This is a genomic window from Vibrio brasiliensis LMG 20546 (assembly GCF_000189255.1).
GTDB lineage: Bacteria > Pseudomonadota > Gammaproteobacteria > Enterobacterales > Vibrionaceae > Vibrio > Vibrio brasiliensis.
Window position 1 is genome coordinate 21,275 of the sequence record NZ_AEVS01000111.1, and the last position, 15,264, is coordinate 36,538.

Consider the following 15,264-nt stretch of genomic DNA (forward strand, 5'->3'; position numbering starts at 1 on the left):
ATTGGTACTACTTTTTCTTAACTAATGTTGTTTTGTCCATGTGGGTCCATTTGCCCCTAGGTTTATCCATATACTGAAAATGTTCGTTGGTAAATGCACCTTGGATACAAGCGAACTTTCTATCGATAGCATGGATTGTATTGCAATTTAATACATCATTAAGAACAGTTGGTCCTGTCGTTTGGTAAACACCTTTTTTAGGGTCGTAGTTATTAATATTAAATACCACTTTATCGACACATTGCTTTAGCTCTTCATTGTCACTTTTAGAAGCAATAAAGTAGTTAGTGATCTCTGTGTTTTTGCTTACTTTTACATATAAAGCATCTTCTTCAGTCGCAATGATTTTATCTAGAGGCCAAACAAGAGTTGCATCGATATCCATGTAAACCCCTCCCTCTTTGTACAGAACAAAAAGTCGCCAAAGGTCAGCTTGAGCTGCACCATTTGTGAGACGAGAGTAGGCGTCATAAATCTCTGGCGAAGCGTGTTCTTTCAGGTAAACATCTCGTTCTTCTGTACTTACATATCTGTAGTCACAGTTGAGTGACATCAGCCTATTAAACAGATAGTTAAGATACATAGGCAGGGTGCACTTGTTGGTAAAGTTAGTTTGCCATATTACTCTCGGGATAGAGCCTTCATTACTACGTTTGACTTTTGCTGGAGAATAACTAGGGATATCAAATCTGACGTTAGGCAATACCCAGTGGAAAGGATATGAAAGAATTTTGAATAGGTTGCCTGTCAATCGAATCAAGCGATTGGAGATTAAAATTGGTAGCTGCTTCATTCTGATTGTCCTTTATACTTTATCGAAGTTTTATCTGTTAGTGCTTTAGTTATTTCTGAGATGATTTGGTCGTTACTTGGAATGCTCCCTGAAGGGGTCATTACGATATAGTGACGGCCATCTTGGGGCGTATACCTAAATGGTACAGTCGAGTAAAAGATGCCCACTGTAGGCGTATGGGTAGAAATGGCAACATTTCGTACACCAGTATCTGGCGACACGACGAGTCTCGCTTTGGCCGTGAATTCTACTAGTGAATCCAGCGGTAAACATGGTTGAATTTTAAAGTTACCTTCTGACCTCAAATGCTGCAAAAAATCGCCTTTTTCAAAATCATTTTTGCCTTCAAGAAAGACATGTTCATAGTCAGGGAACGTTTTTAATGCTTTCTCTATTAGCACACTCATTTGGTCCGAAGACAGAATTTTGGATTTGGTCGATGCGCCATTGAAATAGAGGACGCGAGGCTTTTCTCCATTACCTTCACTATATAGTTCAAGATGGCTTGGGTATGCATAGTCAAGAGGCCTAGCTGGGTTATGCCCTAACATCTTTAGCATATCTAGCATGACCTCTAACTCGGGCTGATAATCTGAACGAAAAACCGCGATATTGTATAATGAACCGCAAAGATATGACTTGTAAGGAAAACCAAACTTGAGCTTGGCTTTACTCAGCAATGTTAACCAGTAAGAACGGCTTGTACCAGCAACATCAAAAATGATGTCTTGTTCTTCAAGCTGACGGAACTGGCCAACGCGATCTTTCCACGACAGTTCGTGTTTTCGGTGGCGACCGATCATAAAGATTGTTTCATCAGCTAAGTCAGATGGTGCTCCGTACTGGTAGTTTGAGACGCCTACTAAGGTTATCTTAGCATTTGGAAAAAACTTTCTAGCTTCCACAAGCATTGGTCTGGCAATAACCTGATCGCCTAACGCGGCATGCCTAATTATTGCAATGTTTTTTATAGACTTCGGGTCGAATTCATTTTCCAGATATTGCTTCGCAGATTTTGAGGCGTAGGCTCCACGCTCAAACCACAAATGATTCATTTGTTTGATCCTATAAATGTGTCTAATGCAGTAATAACTTTGTTTGGGGTTAGTTTGGTCAAGCAATCAAGGTGACCGTAAGGGCATTCACGCTTAAAGCAAGGTCGACATGCGATATCTGTGTGCACCATTGCGAGCTTCTTTGTTAATGGGGGAGTATACTCAGGTGAACTTGAGCCGTAGATAGCTACGATATTGCAGCCAACAGCAGCGGATACGTGCATTAATCCAGAATCATTGGTAACCACAGTGTGACAGGCTGCTAATAAGTCAACCGCTTCAATTAATGATGTTTGACCAGCGAGGTTATGTGCATACTTTTGTTCGCCTTCACTCAACGCCGAGCGGATAAGTTCGCAGACTGGTTGATCTTTCGCTGAACCAAACAGCCATACTTGATAACCATTAGTGATAGCGTGCATTGCTACTTCTGCATAATACTGATCGGGCCACCTCTTTGCTGGGCCAAATTCAGCCCCAGGACATAAGCCTATGATAGGCCGATTAGACTTAAGGTTAAGTCGTGCTTTAGCGTCGAACTGCTTCTCAGAATCGACCTCTAGTGCTGGCATAGGACAGTTTTTTAGGAGGACTTCTTGCTTCATAGTTTGTTTGCTAGAAGACAACGCCACATAACGCTCGACCATATACTGGAAGATACGTTTGTCCGGCCTTAAGTCCGTAAGCAAACCATAGCGAAATTCACCTTTCCAGCCTGTTCGGTTTGGTATATCTGCAAATAAAGGAATTAGTGCCGACTTAGCTGAGTTAGGAAGCACGTATGCGTGAGTATACTTATTTTTGCATAGTTCTTTGCCGATTTTTCTTCGATATAAAAAGTCAAACTGACCATGTCCAAGAGGCATTTCAATGGCGCGAGACACTTGTGGCATTCGTTCTAGGATTGGCTTACACCAAGCTGGGGCCAGAACATCGATCTCTGCATTTGGATGTTTCCGTTTAAGAGACATGTAGAGGCTTTGAGACATAACCATGTCTCCAACCCAGGATGGACCAATAATGAGGATCTTCATAATTCTTGGCCTTTGAAAGGAGGTTGCGGGTATTTCTCTATCCTAACTAAAGCAAAAAACAGAGCCAACATGAAACCATAGAAAGAGCCAATGAGGTTTGCCTGCAATGGAGCCTCCGTTAAGCCATATATCATAAAGCCTGCCACAAATACAGCGGCAGTATAGGCAATAGGGCTAGCCGTATTGAAATAATGATGTGCAAAAACTGAAAGAGGGATCAGAAAAACAGCGATAATGGAAGTAATCCCCCAAACGCCATTACTGGCAAGCATCTCAAAATACTGACTATGAGCATGCCCGCGCCCAACAGTAAGAACCCATTTTGTAACTTCCCCCTTTTTGTACAATTCGCGATTCAGTGCTTCGCGATCTGTATAAGGGAGACCAGTTAGTGGAGAAGACATAAAAGCATAGCTTGCGGCTTTCCATAGTTGCAGGCGACCTCCGGAGGATTTCGCTTTCTCAATATTTCCACGAGAAATATTAGAAAACTCATTTACAGTATAGTCGACGCGTTTTTGAATAGCACTAGAGGTTGAGTAAGTTAGAGAGGCTGCGACGATAGCCAGAACGGAAATGCTAATAACCTTGAAAAGCTAAGCTTTTTATAGTTGAGTATTGCTATAAAAAATAGCAGTAAAGGGATTGCTAGAATAGCGCCACGTGTAAAGGTTAATATTGTAGCGATTGAAGATGCTAGGGCTGATAAATATAGCCAAGTGTTTAGCTGACCATGTTTTGTCAAACAAATTGCGAGAAAGGTGAGTGCGCACGCTAGGTAGCCGAAGTTAATGCTAAATAGGAAACCATCTACTCTGTTCATTCCTAGGTAAGAGTATTGGTAGATTGCAATCGCGAGAGACCCAAAGCATCCGACAATAACCCCTAAAGTCAGTGTTTTAAGTGAGTTGGATTTGTACTGTACTAGATAAGATCGTAAGAATAAATATATGGGTAAGCAAAGTAATAACCTACCTCCACCCTGAAAGTATCGCATAGTCGAGCCATCGAGAATGGCAACGGGTATTGCACCCAAAAAGTATGCACAGAAGCAACCGACTATGAGGTAATCAAATCTATTTAAAGTTAACTTGGATCCTTTCCAAATCATAAATGACGAAAGTAGTAATACCCCAACTACTACCGCAACACTAAAGTTATTGGTAGTGAGTAGTAGTGCTGGTACTAAGAAAAAGCTTGATAGTACAAATTTAGATACGAAGTCTTTTTGAGCTAGAGAGTTTTTTAAGTTTGAGGACATGATTAGTTTAGTTTCTTAAAAAGGTAGTTACCGCGCACTTTACGCCATAACCCAAATACAGTTGTTCTAGGAAAAATCGCAATACGGCGGATTTGGTATAGATCTTGATGAAAAGCGAGAGGGCCGCTATTTGTCGCAACCGCGAAATCAAACTCGAGCTCTTTGGCAATTCTCTTTGAGTTTTCGTCTAAATCGCCATACGGATAAGCAAATGAAGTTAACGGTTTGCCGATGACTGACTCTAGCTCGAGCTTGTTCTGTTCAATTTCTTGCTTTTGTTCCTTATACGACAGCTTGCTTAGGAATGGGTGAGATAGAGTGTGCCCACCAATTTCTATGTAGCCAGAGTCAGCCATCGCTTTAATCTGCTCGTTAGTCATAAGAGGGAATGGCTTATCTGGGTTCTCGCTTGCCTCAACATCCCAGCGGTTATAGGTTTCGCCGGTAACCACATAGACAACTGCTTTGAAACCATACTTTTTCAAAAGAGGTAACATCAGTTCATAGTTGTCGACGAAACCATCATCCACCGTTAGCATAAAGTAACGCTTATTTGGATTTAGTCTTTCGATTGTACCTTTGTGTGCCAAATCTTCAAAAGTAAGGCTCTCAAAGCCCAAGCGTTTTAGCAGCTGAAGATGCTTTTCGAACAACTTGATATCAATGTATGGACCGCGCGTTCCTTTTTTCGATTCGTTGTCGATAAAGCGGTGATACATCAAGATAGGCATCTCTTTTTGCAGTTTGCTGATCACCACATCTTGATAAACTGATTCGACTTGGGAAACGATATTTTCGAGGTCGTAGTTATTACGTATGGCTTCTGTGACTGCAGGAGCACACGACGGCTGATTCAGACCTTTTTCTACCTCTTGAGCAATAGAGCTAAAATCGATGTCGAGTATATTTGGGCCTATATCACCAAAGTTTGTCGCCATCGCGTGAGACAGATTATGCTCATCGACTACGCCGATTGAAATCGCCTCGCCAATCGCGAGTGTCGGGCGGCCACACAATAAAGATTCCATGGCGACTCGACCCGCACCAATTACCAGGTCAGATTGTCGTAGTACTAGAGCCACATCGTTGGTATAGCCTGGGAATGATGCTTTGTTTGCGAACTTCTCAAATCTAGTTTCCATGGCTGACCCGGTCAGTACTCGAACATCGTATTGTTCAAGGTCTAAACATTCATCCAGTAACCTAAAGCACAGATCTCCCTTAGGGCCAGTCAAACGACCGACAATCGTGATGATGGGTTTAGTGTTATTCGGGGGCTCAGTAGGCGAAAATGCCTGAGTTTCTATGCCATTTCGGCTTACTGTTAACTGAGATGCGGGCACATCCAGTTCTTCAATTAGCTGCTGCTCAATCGCTTCACACACCGGAAGCGCTTTATCACCCATGGCATGAAAGGCTTTACGTGAACGGTGCACGGGCTGGCGGCCATGGACAGTTGTAACCATGGGAGTGCCAGTGATTTTACATGCTACGTGGCAGCTCCAACTGGATGCGCGTGAGTGAGCGTGAACCAGTTGAATATTGTGCTTTTTGATGAGGTAGACAAGATAAGCGACATGCCAAAACCGGCGAGGGATACTGCGCTTATTGAAGCGAAGTTTAAAAAACTTACCTAGGAATGGCTTAGTTAGAGTATCCGATACGTAGTGAACGATATGACCGCGTTTAGTTAGCTGATTGCCTACAGTTGTCGCATACACTTCTGCTCCAGTTACTTCTAACTGGGACAGTGCCATTAAAATATTCATCAGTTAACCCACGAGACTCTTATAAACGCTGTATTCTAATCTGCAAATATCCAGAGTTCAAAGCAGGAACTCTGGATATTTGAAGTCGTGGAGTTACTTATTGATAATCGACATATACTCAGCAACACCTTCTGCAACAGTTTTAAACTGATGGCTGCAGCCTGCTGCACGCAGGTTCGTCAGGTCGGCTTGAGTATATTCTTGGTAGGCACCTTTCAAGTGCTCAGGGAACGGGATAGTTTCTACAGAGCCTTGGCCGTGGTACTTGATTACCGCTTTGGCAACTTCTTCAAAAGATTCAGCGTTACCAGAACCAAGGTTGAATATTCCTGATACGCCATTTTGCATAAACCAAAGGTTAACAGCTGCAACATCGCCTACATAGACGAAATCTCGTTTGAACGTTTCGCTACCTGCAAACAACTTCGGGTTTTCTCCAGCATTCATTTGGTTGTTTAAGTGGAATGCTACTGAAGCCATAGAACCTTTATGCTGCTCGCGAGGACCGTAGACGTTGAAATAGCGGAATCCTGTTACTTGAGACAGCTTCTCGCCATGTTCTTCAGCGTCTTGCCAGATACGACGAACATAGTTGTCGAACTGTTGCTTTGAGTAACCATAGACGTTTAGTGCGCCTTCGTACTGTCTTTCTTCGATGAAGGTATCTGTCTCACCGTAAGTTGCTGCAGAAGATGCGTAAAGGAAAGGAATCTCACGCTCAAGGCAGTAATGAAGTAACTCTTTTGAGTACTCATAGTTGTTGAGCATCATATACTTACCATCCCACTCAGTAGTAGCAGAACATGCACCTTCGTGGAAAATGGCTTCGATAGGGCCAAAGTCATCACCTGCCATGATTTGAGTTAGGAAATCATCACGATCCATGTAATCAGCAATATCAAGGTCGACTAGATTTTGAAACTTCTTACCGTTCTTTAGGTTATCGACAACTAAGATGTCACTAATGCCTTGTTCGTTAAGTGCTTTGATGATGTTGCTGCCAATCATGCCAGCACCGCCAGTTACGATGAACATCACTCATTCCTTTAAAAAATAAAACGCGGTCATTATTGTATCATGTGCCTTTGAAAGCTAACAGTATGAACTTGGATATGACCTATGTGTGGTAGTAAGAATATTTGTATTACGGTATCATTTGAGTTAGCTCGATGATGATCCTGTTTCTGCGGAAACTAAGACAGGATTCATAGTTCATATATAAACGTTAGGCTTTCTCATTTTGAGTTGGTTCATATCCATGTCCAGCGTGTGGAGTGTTCATGGTAGTTATCACCTCATAAGTATCGTATGTGTTTTTTTTAGCCTCAATCTCAACCCCCACACTATAAACGTAGACATCATTTTTAATAACTTGATTACTTTTACAATTTAGCTAGGAATTGCTGATGCAAATAACAGTAGAAAATGCTCGCTTAGGTATCATCGGGCTGGGTTATGTAGGCTTACCGCTTGCAGTAGAATTCGGTTGTTCAATGGATACCGTAGGCTTTGATATAAATCCCTATAGAATTAGTGAGTTGTCTTCTGGTATAGATAGCACTTTAGAATGTAGTGAAGAAGAGCTCCGAAAAGCAACTCACCTTAAATACACGTCTAATGTTGCAGATTTAAAGCAGTGCAATGTGTTTATCGTCACTGTTCCCACTCCAATTGATGAATTTAAGCAGCCAGATTTAACGCCACTTATTGAAGCTTCAAAGATGTTGGGGAAATTAGTATCTAAGGGTGATGTTGTCATATATGAATCGACAGTATATCCAGGTGCGACAGAAGAGACTTGTGTACCTGTAATAGAGAACATTTCTGGTTTGATCTTCAATGAAGAATTTTACGCTGGTTATTCACCAGAGCGCATCAACCCAGGTGACAAGGAGCATAGGGTTACAAACATTCTTAAAGTAACCAGTGGTTCGACACCTAAAGTAGCTGATTTTATAGATGAATTATATGGTTTAATTATCAATGCAGGTACCCATAAGGCTCCCTCCATAAAGGTTGCAGAGGCGGCAAAGGTAATTGAGAACACACAAAGGGATGTAAATATTGCTCTAATCAACGAACTTTCTATTATTTTTAATAAGCTTGGAATTGATACTTTAGAAGTTTTAGAAGCTGCTGGTACTAAGTGGAACTTTTTGCCATTTAGGCCTGGTTTAGTTGGAGGGCATTGTATTGGTGTAGATCCTTACTACCTCACCCATAAAGCGCAAGCTGTAGGATATCATCCTGAAATGATCCTAGCTGGCCGTCGGTTAAACGATGGCATGGGAGAGTATGTGGTTTCACAGTTGATAAAGAAAATGCTTAAAAAGCGCATTCAAGTTGAAGGCTCAAATGTATTGGTTATGGGATTGACATTTAAAGAAAATTGTCCTGACCTACGTAATACGAAAGTGATTGATATTGTTCAAGAGCTAAAAGATTACAATATCAATGTAGATGTAATTGACCCTTGGTGCTCTAAAGAAGAAGCTCTGAATGAGTATAACCTCAAGTTATGTGAAGAGCCAAAAGAAAGCCAATATGACGCTATCATATTGGCAGTGGCACATGATGAGTTTCGAGAGCTCGGGCCAGCAATTGTTCGAACTTATGGAAAGGAAGATCATGTGCTGTATGATTTGAAATATATCTTCAATAAAGAAAATGTGGATATGCGACTCTAGCGATGTTTTTTATACATGAAGACTAAGGCATAACTGCTCAAGTCTTCACGGTAGCGTGTGCTTTTACTAATTTTTTTGGATGATATATGTCTCGCTTCAAACAAATACAATCAGAACTTCTTGAGTCACCTAAAACTTGGTTAGTGTCAGGTGTCGCAGGTTTTATCGGCTCGAACTTACTCGAAAAGCTATTGAAGCTAAACCAAAATGTTATTGGATTGGATAACTTTTCTACTGGTTATCAACGTAATTTAGACGAAGTTCAATCTCTTGTCTCGAAAGAGCAATGGGGGCGATTTCTCCTGATTGAGGGTGATATTCGCGATTATGCAACATGTGAACAAGCTATGCATGGGGTGGATTATGTGCTTCATCAAGCTGCCTTAGGTTCAGTCCCACGGTCAATTGAAGATCCAGTAACAACCAATGCCGCAAATGTAACAGGGTATCTCAATATGTTGACATCGGCGAAGGAAGCCGAAGTGAAGAGTTTTACCTACGCTGCTAGTAGTTCTACTTACGGAGATCATACAGCCTTACCTAAGCTTGAAGACAGAATAGGTAACCCCCTTTCTCCCTATGCTGTAACAAAGTACGTTAATGAGCTCTATGCTGGTGTTTATTATCGCACATATGGGTTTAGTACAATTGGTCTACGCTACTTTAATGTGTTTGGGCCTCGACAAGATCCAAATGGAGCATATGCCGCAGTTATACCTAAGTGGACTGCTGCCATTATTAAAGGTGAGGATGTATGTATTAATGGTGATGGTGAAAGCAGTAGAGATTTTTGCTACATAGATAACGTCGTACAGATGAATCTATTGGCTGCGACAGCTACTTCAACCAGTAAGAACCAAGTATATAACGTAGCCGTGGGACAACAGACAAGTTTGAATCAGTTATATAAAATAATAGAAAAATCTCTAGTTGAACTTGGTGTACAGGTCGAAGCCAACGTGAACTACAGAGGTTTTAGGGCAGGAGATGTTCGTCATTCGCTTGCTGACATTAATAAAGCTGAGAAATGTCTAGGTTACATCGCGAATGATAGTTTAGACGTTGGAATATCAAAATCAATGCCTTGGTATTTATCTTACTTTTGTAGCCACCAGATACACACTTAAAAGCTTAGGATGTAAAGATGAGAGTAGCTTTGATTACTGCCAGAGGTGGTTCCAAAGGTTTGCCAAGAAAGAATGTCTTGAATGTTAATGGATTACCACTTATTGGATGGACGATAAACGCTGCGAGAGAGTGTAGTTATATTGATAGAGTCTTTGTTTCTACTGAAGATGAAGAAATAGCAAAGATTAGCTTAGGCATGGGGGCTGAGTTGATCGAACGGCCCTGCGAATTAGCCCAAGATAATAGCACCAGTGATGAGGTAATCCGACATGCGATTGATTGGCTCGATAAACATAGCATTTTGAGTGATCTGGTTGTACTCCTACAACCAACCTCTCCTTTGAGAACTAGTGCTCATATTAGTGAAGCTATAGATCTTTACGATAGTCTGAATAATCCAAATGCTACTATTATTAGCGTATATGAACCTGAGCATTCACCTTTAAAAGCTTTCGTACAACTAGAAAATGGCACTTTGAAAGGTAGTTATAACGAGGATGCGCCTTATACTAGGCGACAAGAACTACCTAAGTCATATCTGGCTAATGGAGCTATATACATTTTTTCTCCCAGTGCATTTATGTCGGAATCACAAATTCCAAGACGTGACATTTATCCATATGTAATGTCAACGAACGAATCCGAAGATATTGATAGTAAGATCGATTTGATTCGAGTAGAAAAATTACTAAGAGGTTCTTTTTATGAATAATCCTGCAATTGAAATTTCAGGTAGAAAAATTGGTATTGACCATGATCCACTAGTTATAGCTGAGATCGGTATCAATCATGAAGGCTCATTAGATCTAGCATTTAAAATGGTTGACGCTGCAATAGAAGGAGGAGCTGAGGTAATTAAACACCAGACCCATATTGTAGAAGATGAAATGAGTTCTGAAGCGAAAAAAGTTATACCGGGAAATGCAGATATATCCATATATGAAATTATGGAACGTTGCTCTTTGAATGAAGAAGATGAAAGGAAACTAAAGGAATATGTGGAGTCGAAAGGAGCGATTTTTATAAGCACTCCTTTTTCAAGAGCTGCGGCTGAAAGATTAGAACGAATGAATGTGCCTGCTTACAAAATAGGTTCTGGTGAGTGCAATAACTACCCATTACTTGAACTTGTAGCAAGCTATGGCAAGCCGATAATCTTAAGCACCGGGATGAATGATATAGCCTCTGTAAAAAAATCCGTAAAAATTTTTGAAAAGCATCAAGTTCCTTACGCATTGTTGCACACAACGAACTTATATCCTACGCCAGATAAGTTGATCAGACTAGGGGCTATGGAAGAGCTTAAGAATGCGTTCCCCAGTTCAGTTATCGGTCTATCAGATCATAGTATTGACAACATAGCATGTCTAGGTGCTGTGGCTTTAGGGGCTTCAATATTAGAAAGGCACTTTACTGATGACAAGAATAGAAAGGGGCCAGATATAATTTGTTCAATGGATTCAGAAGAGTGCAATGAACTGATACACCAATCAGCAAGATTAGCAAGAATGAGAGGTGGAAAGAAGGAAGCAGCAAAAGAAGAACAAGTAACAATAGACTTTGCTTTTGCAACAGTGGTAACAACGAAGAGTATAAAGAAGGGTGATAGGTTCACTAAAGAAAATACTTGGGTTAAGAGACCAGGAACAGGTGAAATTTTAGCAGAACATTATGATAAGGTTCTTGGATGCTCAGCGCTAGTAGACTTAGATGAAGATCATCATGTGTCATGGAGCGAAATAAGTGACTAAGAGAATTGTCTTTTTAACTGGGACGCGTGCGGACTTTGGAAAACTTAAGTCATTAATAAAAATTACGCAAGATAGTCATGATTTTGAAGTTCATATTTTCGCTACTGGAATGCATATGAATTCAAAGTATGGTGCGACGGTAGACGAGATATATAAGTCAGGGTTTAAAAATATATATAAATATATAAACCATGACACAGTTGAACACATGGATAGAACTCTAGCTAAAACGATTGATGGATTTTCACATTATGTAGCTGAAATAAAACCTGACTTGATAGTTGTTCATGGAGATCGTGGTGAGGCTCTTGCTGGGGCCATTGTCGGGAGTTTAAATAATATACTAGTCACACACATAGAAGGCGGGGAAATTTCAGGAACGATTGATGAATTGATTAGGCATGCGGTGTCAAAAATGTCTCACATCCATTTAGTTGCAAATGAAGAGGCTCGAAAACGTTTGCTACAACTAGGGGAACTAGAGGAATCGATACACGTCATTGGCTCACCGGATTTGGACTTAATGAACCCACAAAGTCTTCCTGTGATTGAGGAAGCTAAGTCTTACTATGGTATTGAATTTGATAAATATGCAATAGCTATGTTTCATCCTGTTACGACAGAAATAAAATCAATTTCTGAGTATGCGAAGGAATTTACTAAATCACTGATTGAGAGTGGTGATAATTACATATTGATATATCCGAATAATGACATTGGCAGCAATGAAATACTTTTAGCGTACAGTGAAATCGCTGATAATAAGAAGATAAAAGTTTTTCCATCTCTAAGGTTTGAGTACTTTCTTTCATTGCTAAATGGTTCTCAATATATAGTTGGCAATTCCAGCGCCGGAATTAGAGAGGCTCCATTCTATAATACGCCAACAGTAGATATTGGTAGTAGACAGTTAAATAGAGCGAAAGATAGATCTATATTCAATTGTGGGTATTCTCGCAAAGAAATTGCTAGTGCCATTTCATCAGCTAAGTCCTATGACTCTACACAAAGAGTAGAGCAAAGTTGCTTCGGAGATGGTAATAGTGCAAACCTATTTTTTGACTTAATCAGTTCGAATAGACTGTGGGACATAAATCATCAAAAACAATTTAGAGACTTGGTAAATTGAGTGAGCTATATAGATGAAGCATATTAGAACCATTGCTAGGATTGATGTTAAAAATGAATACGCTATCAAAGGTATCCATTTAGAAGGGTTACGGAAAGTTGGTGATCCGAATAAGTTGGCTAAAAAATACTATAGAGAAGGTATTGATGAAATTGTATTTATGGATGCAGTTGCGTCTTACTATGATAGAAATAACCTAAGTAATATAATTAAATCTGCTTGTGAGGAAGTATTCATTCCAATTACTGTCGGTGGCGGCTTAAGAAATATTAATGATATTAGGAATGCTCTTGACTCAGGTGCAGACAAAGTAGCAATCAATACCCAAGCGATAAGGGAGCCTGAGTTTATCAGAGAAGCATCAAAAATCTTCGGTTCTCAATGTATAGTAGCTTCGATTGTAGCTAAGAAAATAGAGAAAGGTCGATGGGAGGCGTATATTGAAAATGGCCGAGAACCTACCGGGGTAGATGTGATTGATTGGGTGCAAGAATTGGTTGTGCTGGGTGCTGGTGAAATCATGGTAACTTCTCTCGATATGGAAGGAACAAAGAAAGGGTTTGATATAGAGCTTTATCAAGCTATCCAATCGTCAGTGAAAGTTCCGCTAATAGCATGTGGGGGAATGAAAACTCATCAAGATGCTGTAGAACTAATAAAGAATTGCGAAGTCGACGCGTTAGCAATGGCGAGTGTACTTCATTATGAACTAGATAGTATTGCTTCCATAAAGAATGAACTATATAACAACGGTCTAGATGTTAGAATATGAAAATAGCAATTATTGATTATAAAATAGGCAATGTTAAAAGTATTATTAATGTTCTTCGGAACCTACACGTTGAGCCAATTCTAACTTCTGAACGAGACGTAATACTTAATTGTGACGGTGCGATACTTCCCGGAGTTGGAGCTTTTTCTCATGGAATGAAAGGATTAGTTGATTACGGCCTAGTCGAAGTAATAAAAGAGTTTACTACAATAGGAAAACCTTTAATGGGTATCTGTTTAGGAATGCAGATGCTTATGGATAGCAGTGATGAATTTGGATATTCTGAAGGGTTAGGTTTGATCTCTGGAAGAGTTTCGAAATTGGTACCTAATGATGGAAGCAAAATCCCTCACGTAGGTTGGAAGCCTATAAAAAAATCATCGATAGATGGGGGCCAAAAATTACTAAGAAAAGTTGAAGAACATGATAGGTTGTATTTTGTTCATAGCTATGTAGTAAGACCAGAAGAACCAGAAAATATATTAAGTACTTCTCAGTATGGCGGAATTGAATTTTGCTCATCTGTTAATAAAGGAAACATTTATGGTTTCCAATTTCATCCAGAGAAAAGTGCAATAGCAGGGATAAGTATTATGAAAGAATTCATTAATTTGTGTGAAAAGGTGAAGTGAATGTCTGATTCTAAAAAAGCTTTTTATGGCTTGCCATCAGAAGTTAAGTTTTGTAAAAAATGCGTAATTTCAAATCAAAGACCAAGCTCAACAGTTGAGTTTAAAAGCTCAAAAGGTGAAAAGAAAAAAGTAATAAATTTCGATGATAATGGAGTTTGCTCTGCGTGCGCATACCATGCTGAAAAAGAAACTGGAATTGATTGGCAAGAGCGAGACGAAAAGTTAAGAGAGTTGTTGTCCAAGTTTAGAAGTAAAGATGGTTCTTATGATGTCATCGTGCCAGGAAGCGGAGGCAAAGATAGTGCCTATACTTCCCATATTCTAAAATATAAGTATGGAATGAACCCATTAACTGTCACATGGGCCCCTCATTTATATACTGATATAGGTTGGAAGAACTTTCAAAATTGGATGCATGTAGGAGGGCATGATAATATCTTATACACGCCAAATGGTAAGCTTCATAGAGAAATGACTAGAAATGCATTTCACAATTTGTTGCATCCATTTCAACCTTTCATTGTAGGGCAGCGAATTATTGGTCCAGCAATGGCTAAAAAGTTTGGTGTTAAGTTAGTGATGTATGGTGAAAATCAAGCTGAGTACGGAAACGCAATAGAAGAAAACACGAACCCACTAATGAATATGGACTTCTTCTCGGAAGATAATCCGCTTGACATGAAATTTGGTGGCGTGTCTATGAAAGATTACATTGACACTGGAGACTACAGCCTAGATGATTTTGCTCCATATATCCCGCCGGAAAAAGAAGAACTTATTGACGCTGGTGTCGAGGTTCACTATTTGGGGTACTACCTAAAGTGGGACCCACAAGAGTGTTATTACTATGCGGTGGACAATACTGGATTTGAAGCAAATACAGTGAGAACAGAGGGTAGCTACTCAAAATATAGCAGCATAGATGACAAAATTGACCCGTTTCACTACTTTACAACATTAATCAAATTTGGGATTGGCAGAGCTACTTACGACGCGGCACAAGAAGTTAGAAATGGTAAAATCACAAGGGAAGAAGCTTGTTACCTTGTGAAAAAGTACGATGAAGAATTCCCATCTAAATATTTCAAAGAATTTCTTGATTATATAAATACTAGCGAAGATGAATTTCATCAAACTGTAGATAAGTTCCGAAGTCCTCATATTTGGATTAAGGATGGGAATGGTGAGTGGAAATTGCGTCATAATGTAAATAATACAGGGTGCGATGATAAATAAAATGTTGGTGATAGTTT

General features: G+C 39.9%; 14 protein-coding genes. 8 read left to right on the plus strand and 6 right to left on the minus strand.

The window, feature by feature from the left end; all coding sequences use genetic code 11:
* Positions 1 to 7 precede the first annotated feature (7 nt).
* From RH46_RS20520 to rfaD, 6 genes are all read right to left on the minus strand, one after another.
* On the minus strand, positions 8 to 793 hold the full coding sequence (locus RH46_RS20520; protein ID WP_006881445.1) for a glycosyltransferase family 32 protein: 786 nt from the start codon (positions 791 to 793) through the stop codon (positions 8 to 10).
* Positions 790 to 1,848 carry a glycosyltransferase family 9 protein gene (locus tag RH46_RS20525; RefSeq protein WP_006881446.1) on the minus strand — a complete coding sequence of 353 codons (1,059 nt, stop codon included), beginning with the start codon at positions 1,846 to 1,848 and terminating at the stop codon, positions 790 to 792. Before RH46_RS20525 ends, RH46_RS20520 begins: the two co-directional genes overlap by 4 nt.
* A complete protein-coding gene (waaF, locus tag RH46_RS20530; protein ID WP_006881447.1) occupies positions 1,845 to 2,882 on the minus strand; it encodes a lipopolysaccharide heptosyltransferase II in 1,038 nt (345 codons plus the stop codon). The genes RH46_RS20525 and waaF overlap by 4 nt, the downstream gene beginning before the upstream one ends.
* Positions 2,879 to 3,466, minus strand: a complete 588-nt coding sequence (locus tag RH46_RS22515; RefSeq protein WP_338131573.1) for an O-antigen ligase family protein — start codon at positions 3,464 to 3,466, stop codon at positions 2,879 to 2,881. The genes waaF and RH46_RS22515 overlap by 4 nt, the downstream gene beginning before the upstream one ends.
* 679 nt (positions 3,467 to 4,145) lie before the next feature.
* On the minus strand, positions 4,146 to 5,912 hold the full coding sequence (locus RH46_RS20540) for a bifunctional glycosyltransferase family 4 protein/polysaccharide deacetylase (RefSeq protein WP_040896407.1): 1,767 nt from the start codon (positions 5,910 to 5,912) through the stop codon (positions 4,146 to 4,148).
* Between the two features lie 93 nt (positions 5,913 to 6,005).
* Positions 6,006 to 6,947, minus strand: a complete 942-nt coding sequence (rfaD, locus tag RH46_RS20545; RefSeq protein WP_006881449.1) for an ADP-glyceromanno-heptose 6-epimerase — start codon at positions 6,945 to 6,947, stop codon at positions 6,006 to 6,008.
* A 371-nt stretch (positions 6,948 to 7,318) separates the two neighbouring features.
* Here rfaD and tviB point away from each other — a divergent pair, with 371 nt between their 5' ends.
* From tviB to RH46_RS20585, 8 genes are all read left to right on the plus strand, one after another.
* The gene (gene tviB, locus RH46_RS20550) at positions 7,319 to 8,599 is read left to right on the plus strand and encodes a Vi polysaccharide biosynthesis UDP-N-acetylglucosamine C-6 dehydrogenase TviB (protein WP_006881450.1); all 1,281 of its coding nucleotides are present in this window, start codon (positions 7,319 to 7,321) and stop codon (positions 8,597 to 8,599) included.
* A gap of 86 nt (positions 8,600 to 8,685) precedes the next feature.
* A complete protein-coding gene (locus RH46_RS20555) occupies positions 8,686 to 9,726 on the plus strand; it encodes an SDR family oxidoreductase (protein ID WP_006881451.1) in 1,041 nt (346 codons plus the stop codon).
* 17 nt (positions 9,727 to 9,743) lie between these two features.
* On the plus strand, positions 9,744 to 10,439 hold the full coding sequence (locus RH46_RS20560; RefSeq protein WP_006881452.1) for an acylneuraminate cytidylyltransferase family protein: 696 nt from the start codon (positions 9,744 to 9,746) through the stop codon (positions 10,437 to 10,439).
* Positions 10,432 to 11,478, plus strand: coding sequence for an N-acetylneuraminate synthase family protein (locus tag RH46_RS20565; RefSeq protein WP_006881453.1), 1,047 nt, complete (start codon positions 10,432 to 10,434; stop codon positions 11,476 to 11,478). The genes RH46_RS20560 and RH46_RS20565 overlap by 8 nt, the downstream gene beginning before the upstream one ends.
* Positions 11,471 to 12,607: a UDP-N-acetylglucosamine 2-epimerase gene (neuC, locus tag RH46_RS20570; RefSeq protein ID WP_006881454.1), complete on the plus strand. Its 1,137-nt coding sequence runs from the start codon at positions 11,471 to 11,473 to the stop codon at positions 12,605 to 12,607. Before RH46_RS20565 ends, neuC begins: the two co-directional genes overlap by 8 nt.
* A 13-nt stretch (positions 12,608 to 12,620) precedes the next feature.
* On the plus strand, positions 12,621 to 13,379 hold the full coding sequence (hisF, locus tag RH46_RS20575; RefSeq protein WP_006881455.1) for an imidazole glycerol phosphate synthase subunit HisF: 759 nt from the start codon (positions 12,621 to 12,623) through the stop codon (positions 13,377 to 13,379).
* The gene (hisH, locus tag RH46_RS20580; RefSeq protein WP_006881456.1) at positions 13,376 to 14,011 is read left to right on the plus strand and encodes an imidazole glycerol phosphate synthase subunit HisH; all 636 of its coding nucleotides are present in this window, start codon (positions 13,376 to 13,378) and stop codon (positions 14,009 to 14,011) included. The genes hisF and hisH overlap by 4 nt, the downstream gene beginning before the upstream one ends.
* The gene (locus RH46_RS20585) at positions 14,012 to 15,247 is read left to right on the plus strand and encodes an N-acetyl sugar amidotransferase (RefSeq protein ID WP_006881457.1); all 1,236 of its coding nucleotides are present in this window, start codon (positions 14,012 to 14,014) and stop codon (positions 15,245 to 15,247) included.
* Positions 15,248 to 15,264: the final 17 nt, after the last annotated feature.

What these genes read in the sequence shown, in the direction of transcription:
- RH46_RS20520 (WP_006881445.1), bottom strand. Translation starts at nt 793, where the DNA reads ATGAAGCAGCTACCAATTTTAATCTCCAATCGCTTGATTCGATTGACA.
- waaF (WP_006881447.1), bottom strand. Translation starts at nt 2,882, where the DNA reads ATGAAGATCCTCATTATTGGTCCATCCTGGGTTGGAGACATGGTTATG.
- tviB (WP_006881450.1), top strand. Translation starts at nt 7,319, where the DNA reads ATGCAAATAACAGTAGAAAATGCTCGCTTAGGTATCATCGGGCTGGGT.
- RH46_RS20585 (WP_006881457.1), top strand. Translation starts at nt 14,012, where the DNA reads ATGTCTGATTCTAAAAAAGCTTTTTATGGCTTGCCATCAGAAGTTAAG.
- RH46_RS20565 (WP_006881453.1), top strand. Translation starts at nt 10,432, where the DNA reads ATGAATAATCCTGCAATTGAAATTTCAGGTAGAAAAATTGGTATTGAC.
- RH46_RS20555 (WP_006881451.1), top strand. Translation starts at nt 8,686, where the DNA reads ATGTCTCGCTTCAAACAAATACAATCAGAACTTCTTGAGTCACCTAAA.
- hisH (WP_006881456.1), top strand. Translation starts at nt 13,376, where the DNA reads ATGAAAATAGCAATTATTGATTATAAAATAGGCAATGTTAAAAGTATT.
- rfaD (WP_006881449.1), bottom strand. Translation starts at nt 6,947, where the DNA reads ATGTTCATCGTAACTGGCGGTGCTGGCATGATTGGCAGCAACATCATC.
- RH46_RS20525 (WP_006881446.1), bottom strand. Translation starts at nt 1,848, where the DNA reads ATGAATCATTTGTGGTTTGAGCGTGGAGCCTACGCCTCAAAATCTGCG.
- RH46_RS20560 (WP_006881452.1), top strand. Translation starts at nt 9,744, where the DNA reads ATGAGAGTAGCTTTGATTACTGCCAGAGGTGGTTCCAAAGGTTTGCCA.
- hisF (WP_006881455.1), top strand. Translation starts at nt 12,621, where the DNA reads ATGAAGCATATTAGAACCATTGCTAGGATTGATGTTAAAAATGAATAC.
- RH46_RS20540 (WP_040896407.1), bottom strand. Translation starts at nt 5,912, where the DNA reads ATGAATATTTTAATGGCACTGTCCCAGTTAGAAGTAACTGGAGCAGAA.